The sequence below is a fragment of the Streptomyces sp. AA4 genome (genome assembly GCF_000158875.1).
Taxonomy (GTDB): Bacteria; Actinomycetota; Actinomycetes; order Mycobacteriales; family Pseudonocardiaceae; genus Amycolatopsis.
In genome coordinates, this window is sequence record NZ_GG657746.1 from 4,533,757 (window position 1) to 4,558,735 (window position 24,979).

Genomic DNA, 24,979 nt, shown 5'->3' on the forward strand with positions numbered 1-24,979 from the left:
CCTTCCGGCCGTTCACGCTCTGCGATCCCGCCCTCGCTTCGCATTCACGCCGACGTCAGCCGTCCGACCCGAGGAAGCATCGACCTCTCCCGCGAGCCGCGCGTCCACCACCGACGTCGACAGCGCGAAGCGCCGGGCACGACGTGCCGTCAATTCCCTCGAACAGCGGCTGAACAAGCTCACCGATGACGTGTGTTGCTCGCACGGCTGGACTTCATTCGCCCCAGAGCGACGACGCCGATGAGCACGACGAGCGCCATCGCGAGATAAGACCAGAAGCCATCGATGAGATAACCGGCAAGATAGGTTGCCAGCGCTACCACTATCAGCACTACGGCAAATCGCACTTTTCCGCCTCCTCTCGGCAACCCCGCACTTCCGGTGCACCCTACCTCGGTCTCAGCTGGTCAGCTTCGAAAGGCAAGCGCCCGCGGCGCCCGAACTGGCCCCTCCGAGGATCGCCCTCAGCGTCGAACCGGCGATAAGACCGCCTGCCACTGCCGTGCCGATAGCGATGTCGGCGGCTTTCAGACACCCGATGACCTCGTCGGTCAGGGGTTTGTTCGCCGCCCAGTCGACGCAGCGGTCGGCGTCGAAATACTCCTGCATGCACGGAATGTTCGCCAGGTCCCCCGGACTGTCCCCAGCGCTGGCCGTTCCAGACAGACCTGTGACAGCCGGCGCGGCGGCGACAGCGACGATACCAGCGATTACCGCGCTAACCCTTTGCGAAACTCTCGTCATGGAATCCGCCTCTGATTCTCCGCTAACCGACCGCTTCCGTCGAGCGTCAGCATTGCGAACCTTCCCGGCAGACGTCAACAACGCTCAACCGGGCCGCCACAAGGACGGGGTATCGTCGCAATCGCGGCGACGAACTCGGAAAACGGACTATAAGCTGCTCGTTTTATCGGATTGAGAGCGAGCGGACACCAGCCGCCCTCCCGTGATCGGGAACCAGCCTTCCCGCAGAAGATGAATATCTCACGTGACCTTGGTTCGCTGTTCACAGACGCTGCGGGCAAGTGCGCTCGCGGGACGCCGGTGCCGTGTTCGACCTCGCCACACCAAATTCAGCGACACGGCATCTCAAAGCCACTGCACCAGTCGACAGCGTTGCGACCCCGAAGCTGACTGCCCAACGCCCTGGCGACGGAAAACTACTGGCGCGAATGCTGCTGTCCGCGCGGTCGCGCCGGATGCGCAGAATCCCGTTCTCAGCACCTTTCCGATACCCGGACGACTCGACGCACCTTTCACTGAAAGCAGTGCGGAGATGATTCGCGTGGCGAAGTGCGTCCACCCGAGATCTTTCGGCACGCTGCTCATCTGCGCCACGGCTACGCACAGGACGGTGCGGTCGCGTACCTGGGCCGAGCCGGCCGTTTGGTTCAGCCAAACTTTTCGCTTCCGACCGGTGGGCAGGGCGAGAAACTTCGAGGTGACGAGATGTCGCCCACGCGCCAGTGTCGGAGCGTGGCGAGAAGCCGGAGGCCGGCGCATACTGCCGACGCAGCACTGAAACTTCGCACAACAGCTCGGTCTCGACGACCGGCCACGGCTGCCCCTGACCTGCCCGCCTCGGCTCGGCTCGCAGACCCGCCTTGCAAGTGAACGAAACCCGGCCGCCGGATCGTCCGTTCGATCCAGGCCAGATCCGAGGCGGAGAGAGATGCCCTCGCCGTGGACCCGCTAGCCCGCCTGCTGTCGAGGTGGTCGTGCATGGCGATGATGGCTCCGGCACCGCGGGACCGGAGTGGCGGCGCGCTCCGGACCGGTTCGCCTGGAAGCCGAGACGAACCTCGCCTTTGACCGGATTGAGCGCTCCCAGAAGTTCCCCAGCGCGTCCGGCGGAGCGAAGCACATCGTACTGCCCGCCAGGTCGCAGCCCAGTCCGCCGCCATCCGTGGCGGCACACATCTGCCGTTGCCTCCGCGGCATGCCACCCAGCTCGATCCGAACGTTCCGTTGCGGCAACAGGCGTCCGCCCAAGCTGCTGCCTTGTTCGGATCCAGCTCGCTGCGCGGATTGGCCCGCCGAAGACACTTCGGCCCGGCTCGTCCGGTGCCGTCGACTCCGTCCAGCGCTCAGGCCGGACAGCCTCAGCCTCGATGTGCCGCGCACAGCCTTCGGCTTGCCGCTTTTACGAGCACCCCGCCCGTGAAACCGATCGGGCTGCGGGTCGCCCCGCGCAAGTAACTAGACGCCCTCGAACTCACTGCCCAAACGTAGGCACCGCAGGAGAAACATCCAACGCCTCCCGATTGAAAGTCACCTCAACCCCCCGCCCCCGCAACCGAGAAGCCCGCTGATCAACCTTCCACCCATCCACCCGAACCCCCACCTCCGGATGGCGCGCCACCTGCTCCGCCCCCAGCCGAACCCGAACACTGGCCATCTCCCCACCAACCAAATTCAGATAATTATCACTGAACACAGCCGGAAGCACCCTCTCCCCAGTCCGAGTGTCATACACCTGCAAATGCACCATCAACGCCACAGACTCGCCAACATTTCGCACATCCACCTCAACCCCGTCCCGCGAAACCCCGGCGATCACCGAAACAGCAGCCGGAGACATCCCGTCAAGCCCACCAAACCCGACAGCCCGCCCCGGATTCTCCACCCAGTAGAAATTCCGAACCACCAAACCCGCCCCCTCAAACACCAACCGAACAAAAACCACCTCCGACGAAACCGCCCTCACCAGCGAAGCAACATTCCCGACCACAGCCCGATCAGAACCCCGCACTCCACCGACAGGCAACGAGACCCGCCCAACCTCGCCCCCATCCAGCCCATACAAGGAAACCGCAACCCTCCCCCGCACCACCGCCCGGGAATGATTCGCCATCACCACCTCAAACGTCCGCGCATCCAGCACCACATTGACCCGCCGGCAAGCATGCTGAACCGCGTAGAACGACGAATGCGCCTCCAAATCATGACTATACATCTGCCAAACGAAAGAAGGCTGTGCAGGATTGGTCATCCACATGATGACCCCAGTACGAGGATAAGGCCCAGCACTCCGCATATAAGCCACCGGAGCCTCGTAAATAGCCTTGATGCACTCGTAGTTCATCATCTGCGACTTCCGCGCGAAATCCGCGAGATTCCGCACCTCTCCATACCGCTCCGCGGTAAGCCGAAGATACCCCGCACCGCCCCCGTTCCCGCCATTCCCGTTCACATCCCGATCAGCCCAGAAATCATCGGGATGCTCCCACGATCCCTCCGGCAGCATCTTCCGCATGAACTCCAGCGTCGGAATCGAATAAGACCCCACCTCGTTGTGGAACGGCGGCCACTGCGTCCCGTCGTTCAGCTCGAAATGCCGGGCAGGCGGCACCCAGTGGTACGGCCCGCCGGACCGATACCCGTCGATCGGATTCACGCCAGTGTCCCCAGCCGAACTAGTCAACACAGCCCGCTGCGGATCCAGCTCGGCGACCAGTGCGTCCAGCCCGTCGATCAACGGCTGCGGCGGCGGCCCTTCATTGCCGCCGCACCACAGCAGGATCGACGGATGATTGCGAAACCGCACAATGCAATCCCGAATATTGGCCAGATCGCGGGCAATGTTCTCCGCAGGCGGCCCCTCAGTCGAACAGAAGAAATCCTGCCACACCAAGATCCCGTACTCGTCGCAAGCAGCGAAGAAGTCCTCGGTGCTGCTCTGCCCGTTCCAGTTCCGGATCAGGTTGAGATTGGCGTCGCGATGCAGCCGGACCTGCGCCCGCAGCCGCTCCCGGGGAATCCGCTTCAGCGCCTCGTCCAGCCCCCAGTTGCCGCCCATCACGAGAATCGGCTGATTGTTGACCGTGATCGCCAAACACTGGCTCGTCGCCCCGGACGGCGACCGCATCGGCGTTGTGTATTCGATCCGGCGGATCCCGAAGTCCACCGTCCGCTCGTCGTGCACTTGGCCGCCGGACTCCACGCTGATCGCCAACCGGTAGCGATACGGATCGCCATACCCGTTGGGCCACCACAACTTCGGCCGGTCCAGTCGCAGGCAAGACACTTCCTTCGACGTCAGAACCACTGACGACGCTCCAGCCGGAACGCTGACCGTCCGCCGGAAGTCGCGCCCGTCGAGCGACCCCTTCACCACCACGGACTTTCCGGCCGCGCTGTCCAGCGCAAGCTCGACCGCGACGTCCGCCGTGCGCAAATCCGGCGACAACGTCGAGGTGACGTGCACGTCAGCCATCCGGACCGGCCCGGTGGTACGCCAGGTGACCGGCTGCCAGATCCCGAGATCCCGATCCGGAATAGTCGGCAGCCAATCCCACCCAGCGGTGCAGAAGAACGTCGGCCCGTTCTTCAACGTGCTCCCGGTCGGCCCGCCGTTGCGCCCGCCCCGCGTCACCCCGCTGGCGTAACTGGGCAACGCGGGCGGATCGGTGTAGTCCAGCTTCCCGACCAGCACCGCCAGCCACGCCACGCCGTCCGCCTTGGCCACGATGTCCGTGACGTCGAAGACCGCCCGCTTGAACGCGCCTTCGACCGTGCCGACCCGGACTCCGTTCAGCCATACCGTCCCGAGATAGTTGATCCCGTCGAACTGCAGCCAGAACCGCTGCCCCGGAACCAGCCGCGGCACCCGGAACGCGACCCGGTACCAGTAGCCGGTGTCCTTGAGGGTGTCCGGAACGGTGTCGGTCACGATGTGGCCGTACAACGGATCGGGATACTCGCCGTTGGCGATCATGCTCGTCAGCGGCGTCCCCGGAACGACGGCGGGCTTCATCCCGGCGACGTTCCCCGCACTGGCCAGCGCACTCCCGTCCGCGGCCATGCCGTCCGCCGCGGCAAAGGTCCAGCCGCTGCCGATCTCCCCGCCGCCCACCGGCACCGGCCGGGCATCCGCCTCGGCCGGGTCCGCTATCCCGAGAGCCCCGAGCACACCCCCGCCCGCGACAGCAATCCCGCCGGACAGAAACCGCCTGCGATTCACCTGGGTCACGTCGCTCCCAAAGCCTCTGACATCGTTGTCAACCGCACCTGAACCCTATTATTCGGCCGCCCACGGTCCCGATGTCAAGCGGCATCGGGAGGTTTCCCCCGCCCCGCAAGGTTTCTGTCGGGCGGACACCCCAGCGTGACCGCCCGCTGCGCCATAGGAAGGAACCTTTATAAAGTCGGCGGGAAATCCGCCCGCGCCCCTGGCGACCGCCCGCCGTGCGCTTTTAGGGTGACGGCGTTCGCGGCGGGGCGCGTGCCCCGCTCACCGGTGCACCACCGAAGGAAAGCGAGTTTCCCGTGCCCGAACCCGTCGAGATGTGGACCGCGCCCGACTTCGTCGAATACGAAACGCCGATGGAGGTCACCGCCTACGCGGCCCGCCGGGAGGAATGACCCGCCGGACGGGACCGGTCCGCCGCGGTCCCGTCCGCTTCCCGGAAAACCTTACCGCTCAGCGAGAATCCCGGAGCAGCCGAATGTCCACTGTGCACCCGATGAGTCCGGCGGAGTTCACCGGAGCCCTGCGCGGCCTCGGCCGCCGGTATTGGGGAAGCCACCCGTTCCACCGGCGAATGCACGCCGGCGAACTGAGCGAACGCGAACTGAAACTCTGGGCGGCCAATCGCTGGTACTACCAATGCCTGCTGCCGCAAAAAGACGCGGCTATCGTCAGCAATTGCCCCCTCCCGGAAATCCGCCGGATCTGGCTGGACCGCATCGTGTACCACGACGGCACCGCTGCCGGCGAAGGCGGAGCCGAGCGCTGGCTGCGCCTGTGCGCCGCCGTCGGCTTGGACCGCGCCGAGGTTCTTGACGAACGGCACGTGGCCCCAGGCGTCCGGTTCGCCGTCGACGCCTACGTCACCTTCGCGCGCACCAAACCCTGGGTCGAAGCCGTCGCCTCCGGCCTGACCGAAATGTTCGCCGGGCACCTGATGCAGCAGCGGGTGGCCGACGTCCTGGCGAATTATGCGTGGATCTCCCGCGCCGACCTGGCGTACTTCACCAACCGCATCGACAAGGTTTCCGGCGAGGGCAAGGACACTTTGGACATTGTCGTGCAGCACTGCGTCACCCGCGAGCAGCAGGAGAAGGCGGTGTCCGCGCTGTCGTTCAAATGCGACGTCCTGTGGTCGATGCTCGACGCCATCGAACGCGCCGCGGCCGGGGAGTGAAGCGATGGACACCATCACCAACACGTCGGTGCCGAAACTGCGCGTCGGCGTGCGCCTGACCTACGACCACGTCCGCGGCGTGCACGTGCTGTTGTTTCCGGAAGGCGTGGTGGTGCCGAACTCCACCGCCACCGCGGTCCTGGAACTCTGCGACGGCGCGACCCCGGTCTCCGGCATCCTCACCTGCTTGCGCAGCCGATATCAAGGCGTCCAAGAGAGTGACGTCCTCGCCGTGCTGGCCAGGTTCGGACAACGGCGGGTGATCGAATGGACGTAACCGCGCCGCTCGGACTGCTCGCGGAATTGACGCACCGGTGTCCCCTGCACTGCCCGTACTGCTCCAATCCGCTGGAACTGGTCAGCCGGGCCGCCGAAATGTCCACTGTGGAATGGACCGATGCGCTCTCCCAAGCCCGCGAGCTTGGCGTGCTCCAGGTCCACCTCTCCGGCGGAGAACCGCTGGCGCGCCTGGATCTGCCGCAGCTGGTCACGCACGCGAGCGGACTCGGCTGTTACGTCAACCTCGTCACCTCCGGCCTGGGCCTGACCGAGCCCCGGCTGAGCGACCTCGTCGAACGCGGCCTGGCCCACGTCCAGCTCTCCGTCCAAGCCGCCACGCCGGACCGCGCGAACCCGCTCGCCGGAGCGAAAGCCTTCGACCGGAAACGGGCCGCCGCCGAACTCGTCAAAGCTTCGGGCCTGCCGCTCACGGTCAACGTGGTGCTGCACCGGCACAACCACGACCAGCTCGCCGACCTCATCGCGCTGGCCGAGGACATGGGCGCCGACCGGCTCGAACTGGCCAACACCCAGTACTACGGCTGGGCCCTGCGCAACCGCGCCGCCCTCATGCCCACCCGCGCGCAGCTCGCCGCCGCCGAACCCGTGGTCCGTGCGGCCGTCGAACGCCTCCGCGGCACGATGGAGATCATCTACATCGTCGCCGACTACTACGAGCCGTTCCCCAAACCGTGCATGCACGGCTGGGGCGCGCGGCAACTCACCATCGCCCCGGACGGCACCGTCCTGCCCTGCCCCGCCGCCAGCGCGATCACCACGCTCCCGCTCGACAACGTCCGCGACACCGCCTTGGCCGACATCTGGTACCGCTCGGAGTCCTTCAACGCCTACCGCGGCGACGAGTGGATGCGCGACCCGTGCCGCACCTGCGACCGCCGCACCACCGACTTCGGCGGCTGCCGCTGCCAAGCGTTCCAGCTCACCGGCGACGCGGCCAACCCCGACCCCGTCTGCTCCCGCTCCCCGCATCGCGGCACCGTCGACCTGCTCCTCTCCGCACCGTCCACTCCGGACCTGGTCATGCGCGGCCCGGCCCAATGAAGGTCATCCTCCTGGGCACCGCGGCCGGCGGCGGCTTTCCGCAATGGAACTGCGCTTGCGCTCGCTGCGCCTCCGGCTCTCCGCCCCGCACGCAAGACAGCGTCGCCTTCAGCGCGGACGACCGCACCTGGCACCTCCTGAACGCCTCGCCCGACATCCGCGCCCAAATCCTGGCGACCCCAGCCCTGCGTGCCGGGCCAGGCCCGCGCGAGACGCCGCTGCGCACCGTCCTGCTGACCGACGCCGAACTGGACCACACCCTCGGCCTGCTCATGCTCCGCGAGGCACCGACTCTCACCGTCCACGCCCCACCCGCGGCATTGCATGCACTGACGGACCACTTCCCGGCCCGCGCCATCATCGGCGACTACCACGACTGGACCTGGCTCGCGTCCACCGAAACCACCCTCGACGGCTTAATCATCACTTCCTTCCCTATCAGCGACAAACAACCGAAATACGCCCGCTCGTCCACCCACCCCGGCCCGTGGGTCGTCGCCTACCGCATCCACGACCCGACGACCGGCGGCACGCTCGTATACGCGCCGTGCCTGCGCACCTGGCCGCCCGGCTTCGACGCCTTCACCGACGGTGCCAGCCTCGTGTTGTTGGACGGCACCTTCTACAGCGGCAGCGAATTCACGACCGCCACCTCCACCGCCAACCCGGCGGCTCAGCGGGCGATGGGCCACGTACCGATCACCGCGACACTGCCGATGCTCTCCACCCGCCCCGCCACGACGCGGTGGGCCTATACGCATCTGAACAACACGAATCCTGTCGTCGACCCGGCCAGTGCGGAGCATGCCGCGGTGGTGGGCGCTGGAGCGGAACTGCCGTTTGACGGGACGGAGTTCACCCTCTGAGCCAGACCACAGCACCCGACCTTGCCAACTCCGGTCCTCCGACACGGCAAACCCCGCCCGCTGATCCCGAGCGGCCCGGAACGCCTCCGAATTCCCGCTCCTGGAACCAAACCGCCGCCAGACAGCAACGCATCACCCTCTCAACCAAACACCCACCTCGCCACCATCGTCCCGCCGACACAGCAAAACCACAGCGCCCGCCGACCAACCAGCGCAGAACACGCCCACCGGCGAAACCGGACAGCACCGAGTTCACGCGGTAATCCGCACGGCTAAGCCAAGCTCCTCGACCAAGTCCCACAAGTACCAGCCCAGCAGTCACCGCGAACCCGGCTGTCCAGCGATCCTCTCCCGCACACGACAACACCCAGCTCGAAGCACGGCAAGGCGAACGCAACGCTCCGTCTTACGTCCGGACGTCCCGCACCAGCAACGGCCGCTCCAGCACCTCTCGCGTCAACACCACACCAGTCATCCCAGCCTCCACCGCGATCGGGTTCGGCGACGGCTCCGCGCGGTCCGGATCCAACCCGGCCTCCCACAGCGACGACGCCAACCGCTCCGGCTCACTCCCGTACCGCCGACGCGGAACATGCGGAGTGAAACCGGCGACGACCGTGCCGTCTACCGCATGCACGAAGGGGCCTCGGCGTAACCGAGCCGGTTGACCGCCACGACTTCACTCGATTTCGACAGCCCAGCAACGACTCCCGACAAATTCCCGCGCCACCCCCACGGTTCGACGGCCACGCTCCGCCCGCCGGACTACACCACGCCGACGCACTCGCCGCCGCTCCCGCCTTTGGGCCTGCCCGACGTACTCGGCGACCAGACCGTTCAACTCCGCGAACGTCCCCTGCTCACCCCGACGGCGTCGCACCGCAGCACAGCCTCAGGAGGATCGAGCCCGCGCCCGAACGAAACACCGAAAATGTTCCGCAGCGATCCACCGTTGTCCAGCCAAGCCAACTCCGTCATCATGCCTCCAAGATCGACTGCAGCCATGATGACAGGCGCCACCGACAAAAACCGGAGATGCCAGCCCAAAAGTCCATTGTGGACCGAGAAGCTCACCCCCGAGGCGGAGCCGCCTGCAACGTCCCCCCGGGCAGCCGGTCCGCGCCCCAGCTCCGCTCGAGATACCCGACGATCCGCGCGACATCCTCGGCAGGCACCTTCTCCGGCTCCCCGTGCTCCCGGGGATCCACGTGGAAGATGTACAACCGCGACGCGAACTGCTCGAACGGCAGCGACGCCTCCCCGAACCGCTCGCCGTTGCCCGCCGTCGAGACCACCACGCCGTCGCCCCAGTCCTGCCCGCTGTCGTTGTTCGGGTTGTAGAAGTACACCCGCATGACGTCCTCGGGATCCGGGGCGGTGCGCAGGATCGTGATCGCGTGCCAGCCCACGTAGCGGGCCGCGCTGTCGGTGACCGCGATCCCGGCCGGCTGCGGGTGGATCAGCGGCTGCTCGCCGTTGTAGGTCGGGTGGTAGCTGGCGTAGAACTGCCGCAGGAAATCGTCGACGTCGATCAGTTTGCCGGTGGCGACGTCGACGTTGATCCGGAACCCGCGCGACGCCCACCAGCCGTGGAACTCGGGGTTGACCCAGCGGTGCGGGTCGCCCGGCCGGTCGGCGCAGCGGCGGCCCATCTCCGCGTAGATCCGGTCGAGATGGGGCACGACGAGCGACGACACCGGGTCCAGGTCGACGGGCAGCGACGCGGAGAGCCCCTGCCCGCTTTCCTTGGACGACACCGGCTGTCCTTCGAAGTGCATGACGACCTCGTCGTCGCGCGCCGCCCACACCACGACCTGCAGCAGGTAGTCCGGGTCGTTGTAGGCCCACATCGACAGCGCCCGCGCCGACTGGCAGGTCGGGTTGTCGCCCTGTCCGACGCCGAGCGGCTGGCCCAGCATCGACAGCACCCCCGAGAGCAACCGCGCCTCGGGCCGCGGCTGGTCGCCGAACACGAGCGTCAGCCGTTCCCGGGAGGCGGTCGACAGCTCCAGCGCCAGCTGCCGCCACAGCGCGGGCACGACCGGCGGCTCGTAGAGGATGCCGCGGTCGAGCAGCAGCGCGAGCCCGTAAACGCACTGCGCGGTCTGCGGGTGCACGGCCTCTTCGATCAGCCGGTGGACCAGGTCGTGGTAGCGCATCAGGCAGTTCCGGCCCACGTCGGACAGCCCGAGCGCCTCGCCGAGGAGGTAGTCGCTCTCGTGCGCGAGGTACCGCAGCAGTTCGGCGTGGTACGGCGACACCAGGCCGGTGTCGTGCATGGCGCGGGCGAACCCGGCCGCCTCGTACTGCAGGCTCGCCGCGTCCATCGCCTCGAGCCGGGACCGGAAGACGTCGACCCCTGGGTCCTCCCGGCAGGCCTCGGTGGTCCCGAACAGGCTGGTGATGAGCCGGTCGAGCCCCTGCACCGAGGAGCCGCCCAGGTCGACGTCCGGGTCGCCGCGGTAGATCGAGATCCGCGTGATCAGCGATTTGACCTGGTCGACCTGGATCGGGCGCTGGCGCAGGATCCGCCAGATCTCCTCGACCACCTTGTCCAGGATGCTGTCGTAGCCGATCTGGTCGGCGAGGTAGCGCAGCAGGTCCCGGATCAGCTGCGCGGTGCGGCCCTGCCTCGTCCGCTCCGCCTCGCTGGGCGGGGTGAACAGCAGCTCCAGGTTCGCCCCGAGCACCTGCGACAGGAAGACGCGGGCGTCCTCGGCGGGCAGCGTCGGATGCTCGTAGTCGCCGCACGCGACGGCGAGCATCCGCAGTTCGCTGGTCGCCTCGATGACGACGGTGTCGGAGTTGTCGCTGTGCAGGCCGGGGCCGACCAGCGCGGGGATGAGGATCTCCGGGGTGTCCCAGTCGGTCCCCTGGAAAACCCCGGCTTCCTCCAGCGCCTGCGCCCTGGCCCGGACGGCGGCCGCGCCGTCCGGCTGGAGCAGCACGCGCCGCAGCGCTTCCAGCACCCGCCGCAGCTTTGTGTGCTTCCCGAAGTCGCGGGTCCCGGCCATCGCCGAGACAGCGTCGTCGAGCGATGCCACGCGTTTGGCCAGCGTCGCAGTCGTGCCGGTGACGTCGGCGTTCGGCTCCAAGTGCGTCCTTCGGTCGGGGTGGCGGACTCGTCCGTGCTCAGACGTAGAAGTCCAGTTCTTCCTGTTCCTTCAGCAGGTCGCGCATCCGGTAGGCGTCGTCCCCGAAGAAGTACAGCAGACCCCAGTGCGTGCCGAACGCGGTCCTCTTGGTGACCGTCTCCTCCAGCGGAGCCGACAGGTCGTGCGACTCGTAGTAGTCGTCGTCCTCGGTCTGCTGCGGGATCCGCAGTTCGCTGACCACCCGGCGGCGCGGGTACACGCCGAAGCAGCCGGCCACCCCGGTCGCGTCGACGACCTCCCTCGGGAAGAAGGCGTCGATCTCCTCCTCGGTCGTCTTCGGGTCGAAGGACAGGACCAGCGCCTGGTAGGCGTTGAAGCCGTAGGCCCGTTCGAGCAGTTCGAAGACCTTGAAGCCCGGCGGCCGGTAGGCGACCTCGCCGAAGTACATCTCGCCGTCGCTGGTGACGAAGTACTCCGGGTGCACGAAGCCGAATTCGATGTCGAAGGTCTTGACCAGCTTCTCGATCTGCGCGGTGATCTGCGGCCGGTACCGCTCCAGCTCCGGGGTCGCCGGGACGAACACCGAGTACCCGAGCGTGACGTACTCGGAGATGTTCAGGAATTTGACCTTGCCGCCGTGGATCCATGCCTCGACGGCGAATTCCCATCCGTCGAGGTGCGATTCCATCAGGACCGGGAACTCCTCGTCGGGGATCGAGTCGATCTCGTCCGGGGTGCGGATGACGCGGTGCCCGAGGCAGCCCGCCTTGTCGAACGCCTTGAGGTGGATGGGGTCGTTCGGGTCGCCGTCGAGCTTGAGCAGCGTCTGGTTGACCCGCTTGAGGAACCGGACGACGTCCTCGCGGTCGTGCGCCTCCTCGAAGATCCCCACCCGGATGCCGCCGAGCTGCGCGCGCCGCTTCATCAGCGCCTTGTCCCGCAGCAGCATCGCCTGGCCGAACAGGCGCGGGTTGTCCATCAGCACCGAGTTGATCGCCCCGGCCCATTCGACGGTCTCCTCGAACAGCGGGATCGCGACGTCGACGCCTTCCTCCTGCAGGATTTCGGCGATCTCCATCGAACGGTCGTTCAGCCGCTCGAAATTCCACGACACGTACGGGATGTCGTGCTCGACGCAGTACTTCTCCGCCCAATCCGGGGCGACCACGACGTAGCGCCGGTCGAACCGGTCGAGCGCCTCGACCGCGTTGAGCGACCAGCCGAGCAGTGCTACGTATCCCTTGTCCGGGTCCTTCGCGATCGGCTCGGACTGTGGCATAGGGCGTTCCTCCGTTCAGCACGCGCGGCCCGCCACGGCGCGACGGCCGCGATCGCGCTGAAAGGGGATACCCGAATTCGGCCGAATGAAACGGTTCTCTCCTTGCCGTCCCTGCCTCGCGCGGAAAAACTGGTGCGGCACAACGGTTTCCGGCTACTCGCCCCCGGCTGCCTGGCCGACCAGCGCGCACGCGGTGGCGAACGCCCCCGCCAGATCGTGCCCCATCCCGGCCACCACGTCGTCCAGCCCGCGCAACCCCGCCCGCTCCAGCAAGGTTTTCTCGTTCGTCACCCACTCCCCCCGAGCGGCCAGCACCGCGTGCCCGGCCTGCATCGCCGCCACCCCGACCGACGCCGCCGTCTCCGCGACCCGCCCGTGCCGCACGTACGCGGCCTTCGCGTAGTCCAGCGTCCGCGCGGCCGAAGCGCGCCAGAACTTGGGAGCGCTCTCGCGCAGCAATTCCGGATACTCCGGCCGCGGCAGCTCGCCCCGCAGCACCCGGTTCAGCGCCAGCTCCGCCACCACCAGATAACTCGGGATCCCGGCCAGGTGGAACGCCAGCGGCTCCCAATGGAACCGGCCCTTCTCCGCCTCGGCCAGCTCGTGCTCGACCACGTCCAAGTCCCGGTAGTGCACGTCCACCGGCCGGCCCTGCACGGTCAGCCACGCGCCGCCGTTGAAGACTCCGCCGCCCCATTCGCCCAGGCCGGACACCTCGCCGGGCAGGCCGAGCGCGCGCAGGTCGTCCGGATCGAACGCGCCCCGGTAGTACACCGCGCAGTCCCAGTCGCTGTCCGGCCGATGAGTGCCGCGCGCCCGCGAGCCGCCCAGGGCCACCGCTTCCACTCCGGGCAAACCGGACAGCAGATCGGCGACGTGCTCGCCGAAGGTTTCCTCGTCGTTTTCCCGCATCCCCAGAAGATGCCATGAATCTCTGCCAAGATCGCCAGTATTTCGCCGACAGTCCGGCCGACCTGGGGGTCTGCATGCACCGATTCCGCACGATCGCGCTCGTCACCGCCGCAGTCACGATGCTCGGCGTCGCACCCGCGAACGCCGCCCAGCCGTTCTCCGACACCCTCTTCGCCGCGACGCACAACAGCTACTCCGGCAACGTCGACGGCGCGAAGGGAGCCATCGCCTACCAGCTCGACCACGGGGTCCGGTTCATCGAATTCGACATCCACGACAACGGTTACGCCGCCCGCCACGACTACGACATCGGCCACAGCTCCCCCGGCGACCTGGTCGACCACGCGGGCAACCCGGCGTCCGACAGCCTCCGCGACTGGCTCGCCGTCGTGAACACCTGGTCCGCCGCGCATCCGGACGCGGCGCCGATCGTCGTCATGCTCGATGTGAAAGACGACCTGACCGACAACGACTCGTTCGCCGCAGGGAACCTGGCCGCGGTCAACGCCGAGCTGAGTGCCGCGTTCGGGCCGCGGCTGCTCTCCCCCGCCGCCTACCGCACCGGCGCGACCACGGATTCCTTGCGCGGCAAGGTGCTCCCGCTGCTCTCCGGCGACGGCGGCACGCGCGCCGCGTATCGCCGGGACGTCGGATACCACCCGGCGGTCGCGATCAACAGCCGCGGCCAGGTCGTGGAGGTGCACGACCTGGGCGGCGGCGCGCTGTGGTACTGGACTGGGCAGCTCGGCGCCGACGGACGCGTCGCCTGGCAGCGGCACGGCCGTTACGACAGCGGCCAGACGCCCGCGGTCGCGCTCGACGATTCCGGGCAGATTGTCGAGGTGCACCAGTCGCAGAGCGCCACCACGCTCTGGTACCACACCGGAAAGCTCGGCGCGGACGGCGAAATCAGCTGGTCGGCGAGCCACCAGTACGACAACGGCGTGCTGCCGACGGTCGCGTTCACCAGCACCGGGCTCCGCGAAATCCACCGCAGCCAGTCGAGCGACCAGAACTGGCAATGGCGCGGCACGCTCTCCGGCGAGACAGTCGCCTGGACCGGCAACGCGAAAACGTCCGATCCGCGTTACGACAAGGCAAACGCGGGACGAATCTCTGTCTTCACCGGTGCCGACGGGTCCACGCCCGCGCAAACCCTGCGCTACTCCACGGATCTCGTCGCCGGCGGACGCGTGCAGTACCAGCAGGTCGCGTTCGACGAATACCAGCAGGGCGATCCGGCCGAACTCCAGGACGGGCTGTTCTACGGGGCCCCGGCGAAGGAATCGGCGTTCCTCGTCGCCGCGCGCAAGAGCGGGCACGTGGTCCGCGGCTGGGACTTCGACAGCGCGGGCCTGGCCACCGATCCGCTGGTCAACTACCCGGCGACCAACCATCCGTACGACGACTGGTACCGGCAGCTGACCAAAGACGCTGCCCGGTGAACACGCTGCCCGCTAAACGAAATGGGGCCCGCGCTCTCCCACCCCGACGGGGAGAGCGCGGGCCTCGCCCGCAGGCTGGAGGGTCGGTGTTCCTCCCAAGAACACCGGCCCCTCCGGCCCGTGGGCGTTCAGGCGGTCCGCTGCCTGAGCCGAGCCGCCCCGACGGCTGCGACCGGCATCGACGCTTCCCGCAGCGCCGCCCGTTCGACCGGACGGCGGACCGCCCCGCTCGGAGTCCGCACGCAATGTCGCTCGACGGATTCCATGAGCACGGCAGCGACCATCACGACCACGGGGGTAGCCAGCGCGAACCACATGTGGCCTTTGGTACCCAACCGCGCGGAAAACCAATCGCCCGGTTTCCGGACGGGGGGCGGCTAGACTGGCGGCGTGCGCACGCGACCGACGCTGACCTGGGCCGGACCCGGCGAACCGCTTCCGCGCACGGGCACGGTCGCGGACGTCGCGGAGATCGTCGCCGGGCGGGACGTGCTCGTGCTCAGCGGCGCGGGCCTCTCCACCGAATCCGGCATACCCGACTACCGCGGCGAAAGCGGCAGTCTCCGCAAACACACGCCGATGACGTACGGCGAATTCGTCTCCAGCGAGGCGGGCCGCCAGCGTTACTGGGCGCGCAGCCACCTCGGGTGGCGCACCATCGCGCGGGCCGCGCCGAACGACGGGCACCGCGCCGTTTCCGCGTTGCGGGCGGGCGGCTGGGTTTCCGGGGTCATCACGCAGAACGTCGACGGCCTGCACCGCGCGGCCGGCACCCCGGGCGTGGTCGAACTGCACGGAAACCTCGACCGCGTCGTCTGCCTCGACTGCCGCCGCACCACCCCGCGCGAGGACCTCGACGTCCGGCTGCGCGCGGCCAACCCGGATTTCGGCGGCACCGCGACGCGGATCAACCCGGACGGCGACGTCGAACTCGCCGAGGACGTCGTCCGCGCCTTCCGCACCGTGCCCTGCACCAGCTGCTCCGGCGTGCTGAAGCCGGACGTGGTGTTCTTCGGCGAGAACGTGCCGCGCGCCCGCGTGGAACGCTGCTACCGGATGGTCGACGAGGCATCCGCGGTGCTGGTGCTGGGATCTTCGCTCACGGTCATGTCCGGCCTGCGCTTTGTCCGGCGCGCCGCGAAATCCGGCAAGCCCGTGGCGATCGTCAACCGCGGCCAGACCCGCGGCGACGAGCACGCGGCCGTCCGCGCCGACCTGCCGCTCGGCCCCGCGCTCACCGAACTGCTGGCAGTGCTGGAAAACGCGTTGCCCCGCCCGGCAGCCGCCGGATAGGCTGCGCGCACTCCGACGGAACGGTCCCCGGAAGCACGCCGCAGAGCGGACCGGCCGGCCTGAAAGACATCCAGGCCCAGGAGCGGGCGGCCACCCCGTAGTTGTCGACCCGTTTTCCCGGAGGTTCCCCGATGTCCATCGGCATTGGCCTGCCCGTCAGCGACCCCGCCGCCCTGCTCGACTGGGCACGGCGCGCGGACGCCGGCCCGTTCCGCACGCTCGGTCTGCTCGACCGTCTCGTCTACGACAATCCCGAACCGCTCACCGCGCTCGCCGTGCTGGCCGGCGCGACCACCCGCGTCCGGCTGCAGACCGAGGTCCTGCTCGCCCCGCTGCGCGAGACCGCGCTGCTCGCCAAGCAGGCCGCCACGCTCGACCGGATGAGCGGCGGCCGGTTCGTGCTCGGCGTCGGCGTCGGCGGCCGCGAGGACGACCACCACGCCGCCGGCACCCCGCTGCGCGAGCGCGGCCGCCGCCTCGACCGGCAGCTCGCCGACCTGCGCCGGCTGTGGTCCGGCGAGCCGTTCAGCGCCGAAGCCGGTCCGATCGGCCCCTCCCCGGCTCGCGAGGGCGGCCCGGAGCTGCTGATCGGCGCGTTCAAACCCCGAGCGCTGGCTCGCGTCGCCCGCTGGGGCGACGGGCTGCTCGCCGCCGCTCCCCCGTCCTGGGTCGGCGGCCTGTTCGACACGGTGCGCCGCGATTGGCAGGAGCACGGCCGAACGGGCGAGCCTCGGCTGGTCGCGCAGGCGAACGTCGCGCTCGGCCCGGATTCCGTCGCGGACGAGGCGAAAACGGCGATGCGCGCGTACTACGCGTTCACCGGAATGGCGGAGCAGATGGCGAGCGGCATGCTCACCTCCGCCGACGACATCCGGGCGGCGATCCGCGCGTACCGCGATCTCGGCGCGGACGAGGTGATGCTCTACTGCTGGGGCAGCGATCCCGAGCAGGTCGACCGGCTCGCCGACCTCTGCTGACCTCTCCTGAACAACGCGAGAAGTAAGCTCGCGCCCATGCAGGCGTCGACGCTTTCCGGCGGATCTTCCGCGCCCGGTCCCGGAACCGCCCGCCGGCGGGGATGACGGGCGAGCCTTCCGGGCGGGTCCCCTGGCTCGCCGCGCAGCCCCGGCGAGCTTTCCTGCTCGGGGCCGGCGCGGCGCTCGCCGGTTCGGGCGCGCTCGCGGCCGCGCTTTCCCGTCCCGCGCCCCCGGCGGCGCGGGACGGGTTCGGCGCGGACTGGCTTTTCGGGCCGTTCGTCCCGGGCTGCACCGAGCCGGACTTCGACGACAGCGGGATGGCGCTGGTTTCGGTCCCGCACTGCGTCGTCCCGCTGTCCTGGCAGGACTGGGATCCCACGGACTGGCAGCAGGTCTGGGTGTACCGGCAGCATTTCCTCGCGCCGGCGCAGCTGCGGCGGAACCGCGTGTTCCTGCAGTTCGACGGGGTGCTCAGCGCCGCGACGGTGTATCTCAACGGCCGTTTCGTCGCCGCGCGCAGCGGGGGCTACCTGCCGCTGCGCTGCGAGGTCACCGGCCTGCTGACCGACAAGGACAACGTGCTCGCGGTGGTCGTCGACGGCCGCTGGCAGCAGAACACCCCGCCCGACCTGCCGGAATTTCCGCATCCGACGGCCATCGACTTCTATCAGCCGGCCGGGCTGTACCGCGAAGTCCGGCTGACTGGCGTGCCCCAGACCTATCTGTCCGATGTGTACGCGCAGCAGATCGCCGTGCTGACGCCGAACCGCGAGGTGCTGCTGCATTGCACGGTGGACTCGGCGAAGCCGGTGAAGGGCCCGGTCCGGCTCACTGCCGCGCTCAGCCAGCACGGTGCGGAGATCGCATCCTCCTACACCGATCTCACCGGCCTGCCGAAGGGAAATACCCAGGTCACGATCTCCCTGCAAGGCCTCGAAGCGGTGCAGCTGTGGGATCTGGACGACCCGGCGCTGTGCGACATCCTCGTCACGCTGACGGTCGACGGTCGGAAAGTCCACACCTACCCGGTGCGCACCGGCCTGCGGGACGCTCAGTTCACGGTGGACGGTTTCCGGCTGAACGGGAAGCCGCTCAAGCTGTTCGGGCTCAACCGGCACCAGTGGTACCCGTTCGTCGGCGGCGCGATGCCGGATCGGGTGCAGCGCCGTGACGCTCAGCTGCTGAAAGAAGAATTGAACTGCACGATGGTGCGCTGCTCGCATTACCCGCAGGCGACGGCGTTCCTCGACGCGTGCGACGAACTCGGCATCCTGGTGTGGGAGGAACTGCCCGGCTGGGACCACGTCGGCGACACGGCGTGGCAGGAGCTGGCGGTGCGCGACGTGCACGACATGATCGTGCGCGACCGCAACCATCCGTCGATCATCGTGTGGGGCACCCGGGTGAACGAGACGCTCGGCCAATACACGCTGTACGGAAGAACCGACCAGCTCGCCGCGGAACTCGACCCGATGCGGCCGTGCACGGGCGCCGTCGCCGGCGAACGCGGCTACGTTTCCCCGCTGTATCCGGTGAAAGCGGCCGGCGGAGTGTTCTCGTTCAACGACTACAGCCGCCCCCGTCCCCCGGGTTCGCCCCCTCCGCTGCGCCCGCCGCGACGCGGAGTTCCTTACCTGGTCAGCGAAGCGATCGGCACGCTCGTCGGCTCTGCCTACTTCCGGCGGACGGATTCCCTTGCCGTGCAACGGGAACAGAGCCTGCTGCACGCCTGGGTGCACGACCACGCCGCGTCCGATCCGCACTACAGCGGCCTGCTCGGGTGGTGCGGTTTCGACTATCCCTCCGGCTGGTATCACCACTATCGCGGCGTGAAATACCCCGGCGTGATGGACTTCTTCCGCATCCCCAAGCTGGGCGCGGCGTTCTACCGGGCGCAGCGCGATCCGTCCCGCGGGGCGGTGATCGAACCGGCCTTCTACTGGGATTTCGGCCCCGGCTCACCGCCGGGCGGGCCGGGCCGCGACGCGATCGTCTGGTCGAACTGCGAAGTGCTGGTGGTGACTGTCGCGGGCAAGCGCCCGGTCACGGTACGGCCCGATCGCGCACGGTTCCCGCATCTGGCGTACCCGCCGTTCTCGGTGGATTTGCGAGTGGACGGCCGAACCCGCCCCGAGCTGACCATCGAGGGCCAGATCGGCGGGCAAACCGTGCTGCGCAGACGATTCAGCGCGGACCCGGCGTACGACACGATCGCGGTGACCGCCGACGACGACCAGATCATCGCCGACGGCGCGGACACCACCCGGGTCGCACTGCGGTCGCTTGACCGTTACGGCGCGCCGCGTCCGCACGCCCGCGGGGTCCTGGCCGTCTCGGTCAAGGGCCCCGGCGTGCTGATCGGCGATCCGTACCTGGATTTCGGCGCCCTCGGCGGCGCGGCGGCGGTGTGGATCCGGTCGATGCGCGGCACTCCAGGCACGATCACCGTGAGTGCCACGCATCCGTTCGTGAACACCGGAACCGCCACCATCGAGTCAGTCTGAGATCACCAGACGACTGGGACCCGCGAAACCCCGCCGGTCAGCCGGTTCGCCCGCACCTCCAGTTCGTCCGCGGGCACCGCCAGGCGGAGATTCGGGAACCGCCGGAACAACGTCGAGAACACCACCCGCAACTCCGTACGCGCCAGGCTCGCGCCAATGCAGAAATACCCGCCGTACCCGAAAGCGATGTGAGAGTTGGGTTTGCGCTCCGCGTCGAACTCCTCCGCGTCCGCGAACACCGACGGGTCCCGGTTGGCCGAAGCGGTCGAGATCATCACCGCGTCGCCGCGCGAGATCCGGACTCCGCCGATCTCCACGTCCTCGTGCGCGTACCGGAGCAGCCCGAGCCCGCCCGGCGCGGACATCCGCAGGATCTCCTCGACGGTGCCGTGCACGCGCCCTTCGGGGTCGGCGGCCAGCGCGTCGCGGCGGGCGAGGTCGGTGAGCAGGAACAGGACGCCGAGGTCGATCCGGTTGGACGTGGTCTCGTGGCCGGCGAACAGCAGCCCGGCGGCGAGCCGGCCGAGGTCGTCGTCGGTGAACGTCGGGTCCTCGGCCTGCGCGGCGACCAGGTCCGACACGACGTCCTGGCCCGGGTTCGCGCGCTTCGCGTCGGCGAGGCCGGACATGTAGGCGGTGAACTCGGTCATCGCCGCCTCGGCGTCGCCGCCGCTGTCGAGCACGCCGATGCGGTCGGACAGGGCGCGGAACTTCTCGCGGTCCTCGTACGGGACGCCGAGCAGTTCGCAGATCACCAGCACGGGCAACGGAAACGACAGGTGCTCGTGCAGATTCGCCGGCGAGCCCGCGGCTTCCATCCCGTCGAGGCACCGGTCGGCGAGTTCCTGGACCCGGCCGCCGAGGCGGCGCATCCGGTTCGCCGAGAACGCCGGGACCAGCAGGCGGCGCAGCCGGGCGTGTTCCCGCTGCTCGGTCTCGAAATCGCCCTGCGGGCCGTTCAGCACCGCGGCGTCGGAGACCGTCGAGGCGTCCTCGGGATGCGGGTGGGACCGGCCGAACCGGTGGTCCGCGAACACTTCCCGCGCTTGGTCGTACGCGGTGACGAGCCAGGCCGGGTCGCCCGCCGGGGTGGTCACCGGGACGATCGGGCCTTCGCGGCGCAGCACTTCGTACAGCGGCGCGATGTCCAGGACGTTCGGCCTCGCGAACGGCAGCTGGGCGGTGGTAGACATGCGGGGTCCTTCCTCGGGGTCAGCCCGCCCGCGTGCGCAACGACGCGAGCCAGTCCAGTTCGTTCTCGGCGCGGCGCAGCACCTCGGCCAGCACGAGCCGGCTCCACGGGTCGGGCTGCCCGGTGCCGAGCTTGGCCAGCCGGTCCCGCTGCGCCGCGACGGCGGCTTCGCGGGCGTCCAGCACGCGCAGCCGTTCCTCCGGGGCGAGCCTGCCGAATCCGGCCAGCCGCGCCAGGAATTCGGCCGGGTCCCCGGCCAGCTCCGGCGGCAGGTCGGCGAGCAGGTCGTGCAGCAGTTCGCGCCCGACGTCGGTGATCGTGTACACGTGCCGCGGCGGCCGCCCCTCCTGCGGCTCGGCGGTACGGGTCACCGCGCCTGCCTCGGCGAACCGGCGGAGTGCCGGGTAGAGCGAGTTGTTCGACAGCGTGCGACCGCTGGATTCCTCGATCTGCTTGCGCAGTTCGTACCCGTGCCACGGCCGCTCGGCGAGCTTCGCGAGCAGGAGCACGTCGGTCCACATATAGGTCACCGTAACCTAGAGTCCAGTGACCCGGCAACGTCCGAACGGCCGATGCCGGGAGAAGATCTCCGGCCCGTTTTCGTCGGTGCGTCCCGCTACGGTGCTGTTCGACCGATCCGGAGGGGGATCCCGCATGACCGACCACGTTCGCTACGGCCTTTACCTGCCGCCTTTCGGCCCGTTCGGCGATCCGGCCGTCCTGGTCGACCTGGCGGTCCGAGCCGAAGCCGCCGGCTGGGACGGCGTGTTCCTGTGGGACCACGTGGCGCCCGCGATGCCGCCGATCGCCGACACCTGGACCACGCTGGCCGCCGTCGCCCAGGCGACCAGCACGGTGCTGCTGGGCCCGATGGTCACGCCGCCGAGCCGCCGCCGGCCGTGGATTCTGGCCCGCCAAGCCGCGACTCTTTCGCGCCTGTCCCGCGGCCGGTTGATCCTGGGAACCGGCATCGGCTCCGACGAATCGGGCGACTTCAGCCGGTTCGGGGATCCGTCCTCGCCCGCTGAGCTGTCGGCGCGGACCGACGAGGCGCTGCAGATCATGCGCGCGATGTGGGCCGGGGAGGCGGTGCGGCACGAGGGGCCGCACTATCGGGTGAGCCTGGAGGCCGCGGCTCCGGAGCCGTATCCGATTCCGGTGTGGACAGCCAGTACGACTCAGCATGCGCGGGTTCTGCGCCGTGCTGCGGGGAGCGATGGGATTTTCCCCAATCCTGGCCCAGAGCCGTTGGCACCCGCGGCGTTGGCCGACTTGGTCGCTCGAGTGCGGCCGTCGGATCGCCCGTACGAGGTCGCGGTGTCGGGGAACGCGAGCCCGGCATGGGAAGACCCGGGCACGGTGGATCTCGCGGCGCTCGCCGAGGCGGGGATGACGTGGTGGATGGAATCGCTGATCCACTTCGATCCGCTGGAGCTGTCGTTGACGGTCGTGGACGCTGGGCCGCCTCGGATCGGGGGTTAGCCGGGGCAGGGCTTTGTTTGCTGGCGAATCCGTGCTGCGGCGGATCGCCTCGGAGGGAGGGATAGGACGAGCTGCAGGTTTGCGTGCGGAGGGGGCTCCGTGCTGGTGGAGGAGAACAGGCCGCGTGGCGGTGGGAGGAAGGGACAGCTGGCCTAGTTGAGGTTGCCTGCTTGCAGCAGGCTTCCGCGCTGCCGGGCTGCACCGATGCGGGATCAGGCATAGCGGGCCGATGCGGGATGGCGTGCGGGAGGAGAACCCCCGCTGCCCGGCGCAGCTGCGCGGTCACGATGCATCGACGGCTAGCCGAGCTGGTCGTTCGCGGCGTCCACGCTGCTGGAGAACGGGTGCCTCACGGGTCGACAAGCCAACCAGCTCGGCGGAGTCGCGTGCAGCCTTCACGCTGCCGAAGGACAACTGCCCCGCTGAACTGGCGGAGTCGCGTGCGGCACCGGTCTCCACGCTGCCGAAGGACAGCTGCCCCGCCGCACCGGAGAGCCAGCCGAGCCAGTGGAGTTGCCTGCCGCATCAGCCTCAGCCTGCCAGCGCCAACGCATGCTCCACGTGCGAGAAGTGCTGGCCGAGCCGGTTGCCGGTCTGCGTGCAGCAGCAGGATTGGTGCGGTCCGGGACGGCTGTGCGGAGACCGGAACCGGACTAGCCGAGCCCGGTGCGGGTTGCTCGCGGCAGCAGTCCCACGCTGGCGGGCTCCGCACGGGACGCGCTGGACAGGAAAGTCCTCGTTTGCGGCGGCAGTCTTCACCCTGGCGCGCCTCCGCACGAGTCACGCTGGGCGGGAAAGCCCTCATTCGCCGCGGCAATCTCCACCCCGCCGAGGCTCCGCACGAGTCACGCTGGGCGGGAAAGTCGTCATTCGCGGCGACGAAATCCGATCAGCGCCTCACCCAGTTCCACAACGGTCGTGCGCGCGAGAATCTCCCCCATCCGAGAGCGAAGAAATCCCCGCCGCGGCCGGATTGTTCTTTCCCGCCAACGTTTCCCCAGCACCCACAACCTCCTCCCCGCGGTTGCCTGATCGTTCAACAACCATCCGCGTTCAGCGTCGCGAGAGGGCCGGATCTCACCCGTCCCCCTTCGGCGGCTTCCCTGGGCTGCTCGGGAGAGCTACCGTGGAGTGTGGTTGAGCCTCCAGCCACCGTGATCCGTCCCGCGCGCCGGGATGCCCGGTGTTCGGCCGGTCCGGCATTCCGCCGCAGCCCTGCGCGCGGCTCAGAGAGAGTGCCGTGATGACCTCCGCGCACAGTGCCCGAATGCCCGTTCTCCCGTCGCCGGACCTGACGGGGATGCTCCGGCTGCGCGTCGGCCATCCCGCTCCGGGGACCGCCGTCGTCGAGGTTTCCGGGGAGGTCGACCTGGCGACCGCGCCCCGGCTGGCCGAGGTGGTCGAGGCGCGGATGCGCAGCACCGTCGGCCTGGTGATCGTCGACCTGCGCAAGACGACCTTCCTCGGCGTCGCGGGACTGCGCGTCCTGATCCGGTCGAAACTGCTGGCCGCCGGAGCCGGCAAGGACTTCTACGTCGACCCGGGTTCCGCGCCCACGGTCCGGCGGCTGTTCGCGCTGTTCCCGCTGGACTGCGTGCGGCCCGGCGCCGCCGAGGGGCTCACCGAGATCCCGCTCCCCCGGCCCGCCGAGCAGCCCTGATCGTCCACTCGGGACACTAACGACGCTCGGACCCGGGGACCCAGCCCCACGAAAGGGACCCTCAGGCGTCCGGGTCGCGGAAATCCTCCGGGCTCACGTCGTCCAGCAGGTCCCGGAAACGACGGATCTCGTCCTCGGCCGCCTCGGCCGGTTCCTCCAGGTCGCCGGCCGCCTCGAGCGCCGACCCGAGGGCGGTCTCGTCGCCCGCGGCCACCGTCACGTCGACGGCGGCCTCGTCCAGCACGGCTTCCGCGACTTCCAGCGGGGCATGAGTCCGCAGCCCGATCGCGATCGCGTCGCTCGGGCGGGCCGAGACGCGCACGCCGCCGGACAGGACGAGGTCCGCGTGGAAGATGCTGTCCAGCAGCTGGGTGATCTCGACCCGTTCGACGCGCTGGCCCAGCGCCGCCAGCACCTCGATGATCAGCTCGACCGTCCCGGGCCTCGCGGACACGACGTGTTCCTGCGCGGCGGCCAGTTCCTGCGCTTCCGGCGCGCCGATGGTGATGGCGAGCCACCGGCGCGAGCCGGATTCCTCGCGCAGCAGCACGACCGGCGCCGACTCCTGCGCCACCACAGCCAGCCCCTGCACCCGCACCTGCACCATGAGGGGTCACCCCGCTTCCCGAAAGGTTCTCCCTGCTGACTACCCAACGTCCGGCGGTTTGTCACGCGAAACCGCCGTCCGCCTCACGCGGGATTCACCGGGGCGGCGCCGCGAACGTGCCGCGGCGCACACTCGAGAATCGCGTCCGGACGTGTCGATCGGGCCTCGCCTGGGTATGCG

22 protein-coding genes are annotated in these 24,979 nt (G+C 69.0%); 11 read left to right on the forward strand and 11 right to left on the reverse strand.

What is annotated here, in order from left to right; genetic code table 11:
* Positions 1-179: 179 nt before the first annotated feature.
* The 3 genes from SSMG_RS45465 to SSMG_RS20850 form a co-directional block, all read right to left on the reverse strand.
* Positions 180-347, reverse strand: a complete 168-nt coding sequence (locus SSMG_RS45465; RefSeq protein WP_158688057.1) for a hypothetical protein — start codon at positions 345-347, stop codon at positions 180-182.
* 52 nt (positions 348-399) lie between these two features.
* Positions 400-609: a hypothetical protein gene (locus SSMG_RS20845; protein ID WP_009079173.1), complete on the reverse strand. Its 210-nt coding sequence runs from the start codon at positions 607-609 to the stop codon at positions 400-402.
* Between the two features lie 1,606 nt (positions 610-2,215).
* A complete protein-coding gene (locus SSMG_RS20850) occupies positions 2,216-4,972 on the reverse strand; it encodes a sugar-binding domain-containing protein (RefSeq protein ID WP_009079175.1) in 2,757 nt (918 codons plus the stop codon).
* A 296-nt stretch (positions 4,973-5,268) separates the two neighbouring features.
* Between SSMG_RS20850 and pqqA the strand changes: the two genes are divergently transcribed.
* The 5 genes from pqqA to pqqB all read left to right on the forward strand — a co-directional run bounded on the left by pqqA (position 5,269) and on the right by pqqB (position 8,353).
* Positions 5,269-5,364 (forward strand): pyrroloquinoline quinone precursor peptide PqqA, encoded by a 96-nt coding sequence (pqqA, locus tag SSMG_RS20855; RefSeq protein WP_037358081.1) that lies wholly within the window; start codon positions 5,269-5,271, stop codon positions 5,362-5,364.
* 83 nt (positions 5,365-5,447) lie between these two features.
* On the forward strand, positions 5,448-6,146 hold the full coding sequence (gene pqqC / locus SSMG_RS20860; RefSeq protein ID WP_037714346.1) for a pyrroloquinoline-quinone synthase PqqC: 699 nt from the start codon (positions 5,448-5,450) through the stop codon (positions 6,144-6,146).
* 4 nt (positions 6,147-6,150) lie between these two features.
* Positions 6,151-6,423: a pyrroloquinoline quinone biosynthesis peptide chaperone PqqD gene (gene pqqD, locus SSMG_RS20865; RefSeq protein WP_009079179.1), complete on the forward strand. Its 273-nt coding sequence runs from the start codon at positions 6,151-6,153 to the stop codon at positions 6,421-6,423.
* Positions 6,414-7,487: a pyrroloquinoline quinone biosynthesis protein PqqE gene (pqqE, locus tag SSMG_RS20870; RefSeq protein WP_009079180.1), complete on the forward strand. Its 1,074-nt coding sequence runs from the start codon at positions 6,414-6,416 to the stop codon at positions 7,485-7,487. The genes pqqD and pqqE overlap by 10 nt, the downstream gene beginning before the upstream one ends.
* Positions 7,484-8,353, forward strand: coding sequence for a pyrroloquinoline quinone biosynthesis protein PqqB (pqqB, locus tag SSMG_RS20875; protein ID WP_009079182.1), 870 nt, complete (start codon positions 7,484-7,486; stop codon positions 8,351-8,353). The genes pqqE and pqqB overlap by 4 nt, the downstream gene beginning before the upstream one ends.
* Before the next feature lie 406 nt (positions 8,354-8,759).
* Here pqqB and SSMG_RS20880 read toward each other — a convergent pair whose 3' ends face one another.
* The 4 genes from SSMG_RS20880 to SSMG_RS20895 all read right to left on the reverse strand — a co-directional run bounded on the left by SSMG_RS20880 (position 8,760) and on the right by SSMG_RS20895 (position 13,639).
* On the reverse strand, positions 8,760-8,990 hold the full coding sequence (locus tag SSMG_RS20880) for a DUF6461 domain-containing protein (protein ID WP_009079184.1): 231 nt from the start codon (positions 8,988-8,990) through the stop codon (positions 8,760-8,762).
* A gap of 433 nt (positions 8,991-9,423) precedes the next feature.
* Positions 9,424-11,448, reverse strand: coding sequence for a hypothetical protein (locus SSMG_RS20885; protein WP_009079189.1), 2,025 nt, complete (start codon positions 11,446-11,448; stop codon positions 9,424-9,426).
* A gap of 37 nt (positions 11,449-11,485) precedes the next feature.
* Positions 11,486-12,727: an acetyl-CoA carboxylase biotin carboxylase subunit family protein gene (locus SSMG_RS20890; protein ID WP_009079190.1), complete on the reverse strand. Its 1,242-nt coding sequence runs from the start codon at positions 12,725-12,727 to the stop codon at positions 11,486-11,488.
* Between the two features lie 153 nt (positions 12,728-12,880).
* Positions 12,881-13,639 (reverse strand): nucleotidyltransferase domain-containing protein, encoded by a 759-nt coding sequence (locus tag SSMG_RS20895; protein ID WP_037714349.1) that lies wholly within the window; start codon positions 13,637-13,639, stop codon positions 12,881-12,883.
* Positions 13,640-13,653: 14 nt separating this feature from the next.
* Here SSMG_RS20895 and SSMG_RS20900 point away from each other — a divergent pair, with 14 nt between their 5' ends.
* Complete coding sequence (locus tag SSMG_RS20900) at positions 13,654-15,084, forward strand: hypothetical protein (RefSeq protein ID WP_009079193.1); 1,431 nt, start codon at positions 13,654-13,656, stop codon at positions 15,082-15,084.
* A 128-nt stretch (positions 15,085-15,212) separates the two neighbouring features.
* Here the strand turns inward: SSMG_RS20900 and SSMG_RS20905 are convergent, their stop codons facing one another.
* Positions 15,213-15,401 carry a hypothetical protein gene (locus SSMG_RS20905; protein ID WP_037714351.1) on the reverse strand — a complete coding sequence of 63 codons (189 nt, stop codon included), beginning with the start codon at positions 15,399-15,401 and terminating at the stop codon, positions 15,213-15,215.
* Between the two features lie 73 nt (positions 15,402-15,474).
* On the opposite strand from SSMG_RS20905, the gene SSMG_RS20910 reads away from it, so the two are divergent.
* The 3 genes from SSMG_RS20910 to SSMG_RS20920 all read left to right on the forward strand — a co-directional run bounded on the left by SSMG_RS20910 (position 15,475) and on the right by SSMG_RS20920 (position 19,858).
* A complete protein-coding gene (locus SSMG_RS20910) occupies positions 15,475-16,377 on the forward strand; it encodes an NAD-dependent protein deacetylase (protein ID WP_009079196.1) in 903 nt (300 codons plus the stop codon).
* A 131-nt stretch (positions 16,378-16,508) separates the two neighbouring features.
* Complete coding sequence (locus tag SSMG_RS20915; protein WP_009079198.1) at positions 16,509-17,354, forward strand: LLM class flavin-dependent oxidoreductase; 846 nt, start codon at positions 16,509-16,511, stop codon at positions 17,352-17,354.
* A 101-nt stretch (positions 17,355-17,455) separates the two neighbouring features.
* The gene (locus tag SSMG_RS20920) at positions 17,456-19,858 is read left to right on the forward strand and encodes a glycoside hydrolase family 2 protein (RefSeq protein ID WP_009079199.1); all 2,403 of its coding nucleotides are present in this window, start codon (positions 17,456-17,458) and stop codon (positions 19,856-19,858) included.
* Positions 19,859-19,860: 2 nt separating this feature from the next.
* On the opposite strand, the gene SSMG_RS20925 is transcribed toward SSMG_RS20920, so the two are convergent.
* Both SSMG_RS20925 and SSMG_RS20930 read right to left on the reverse strand, forming a co-directional pair.
* Entirely contained in the window at positions 19,861-21,051 is a 1,191-nt protein-coding gene (locus SSMG_RS20925; RefSeq protein ID WP_009079201.1) for a cytochrome P450, read from the reverse strand.
* A 19-nt stretch (positions 21,052-21,070) separates the two neighbouring features.
* Entirely contained in the window at positions 21,071-21,571 is a 501-nt protein-coding gene (locus SSMG_RS20930; protein WP_037714354.1) for a PadR family transcriptional regulator, read from the reverse strand.
* Positions 21,572-21,704: 133 nt separating this feature from the next.
* Here SSMG_RS20930 and SSMG_RS20935 point away from each other — a divergent pair, with 133 nt between their 5' ends.
* Together SSMG_RS20935 and SSMG_RS20940 are read left to right on the forward strand one after the other, a co-directional pair.
* Complete coding sequence (locus tag SSMG_RS20935) at positions 21,705-22,532, forward strand: LLM class flavin-dependent oxidoreductase (RefSeq protein ID WP_037714356.1); 828 nt, start codon at positions 21,705-21,707, stop codon at positions 22,530-22,532.
* 1,267 nt (positions 22,533-23,799) lie between these two features.
* Entirely contained in the window at positions 23,800-24,192 is a 393-nt protein-coding gene (locus SSMG_RS20940; RefSeq protein ID WP_199785947.1) for an STAS domain-containing protein, read from the forward strand.
* 61 nt (positions 24,193-24,253) lie between these two features.
* Here SSMG_RS20940 and SSMG_RS20945 read toward each other — a convergent pair whose 3' ends face one another.
* Entirely contained in the window at positions 24,254-24,799 is a 546-nt protein-coding gene (locus SSMG_RS20945) for a bifunctional nuclease family protein (protein WP_009079209.1), read from the reverse strand.
* Positions 24,800-24,979: the final 180 nt, after the last annotated feature.

Coding starts and splice junctions, on each gene's coding strand:
- pqqD (WP_009079179.1), top strand. CDS start 6,151: ATGGACACCATCACCAACACGTCGGTGCCGAAACTGCGCGTCGGCGTG.
- SSMG_RS20895 (WP_037714349.1), bottom strand. CDS start 13,639: ATGCGGGAAAACGACGAGGAAACCTTCGGCGAGCACGTCGCCGATCTG.
- SSMG_RS20935 (WP_037714356.1), top strand. CDS start 21,705: ATGACCGACCACGTTCGCTACGGCCTTTACCTGCCGCCTTTCGGCCCG.
- SSMG_RS20900 (WP_009079193.1), top strand. CDS start 13,654: ATGAATCTCTGCCAAGATCGCCAGTATTTCGCCGACAGTCCGGCCGAC.
- SSMG_RS20945 (WP_009079209.1), bottom strand. CDS start 24,799: ATGGTGCAGGTGCGGGTGCAGGGGCTGGCTGTGGTGGCGCAGGAGTCG.
- SSMG_RS20925 (WP_009079201.1), bottom strand. CDS start 21,051: ATGTCTACCACCGCCCAGCTGCCGTTCGCGAGGCCGAACGTCCTGGAC.
- SSMG_RS20930 (WP_037714354.1), bottom strand. CDS start 21,571: ATGTGGACCGACGTGCTCCTGCTCGCGAAGCTCGCCGAGCGGCCGTGG.
- pqqE (WP_009079180.1), top strand. CDS start 6,414: ATGGACGTAACCGCGCCGCTCGGACTGCTCGCGGAATTGACGCACCGG.
- SSMG_RS20915 (WP_009079198.1), top strand. CDS start 16,509: ATGTCCATCGGCATTGGCCTGCCCGTCAGCGACCCCGCCGCCCTGCTC.
- pqqB (WP_009079182.1), top strand. CDS start 7,484: ATGAAGGTCATCCTCCTGGGCACCGCGGCCGGCGGCGGCTTTCCGCAA.
- SSMG_RS20920 (WP_009079199.1), top strand. CDS start 17,456: ATGACGGGCGAGCCTTCCGGGCGGGTCCCCTGGCTCGCCGCGCAGCCC.
- SSMG_RS20890 (WP_009079190.1), bottom strand. CDS start 12,727: ATGCCACAGTCCGAGCCGATCGCGAAGGACCCGGACAAGGGATACGTA.
- pqqC (WP_037714346.1), top strand. CDS start 5,448: ATGTCCACTGTGCACCCGATGAGTCCGGCGGAGTTCACCGGAGCCCTG.
- SSMG_RS20940 (WP_199785947.1), top strand. CDS start 23,800: ATGCCCGTTCTCCCGTCGCCGGACCTGACGGGGATGCTCCGGCTGCGC.
- SSMG_RS20845 (WP_009079173.1), bottom strand. CDS start 609: ATGCAGGAGTATTTCGACGCCGACCGCTGCGTCGACTGGGCGGCGAAC.
- SSMG_RS20905 (WP_037714351.1), bottom strand. CDS start 15,401: ATGTGGTTCGCGCTGGCTACCCCCGTGGTCGTGATGGTCGCTGCCGTG.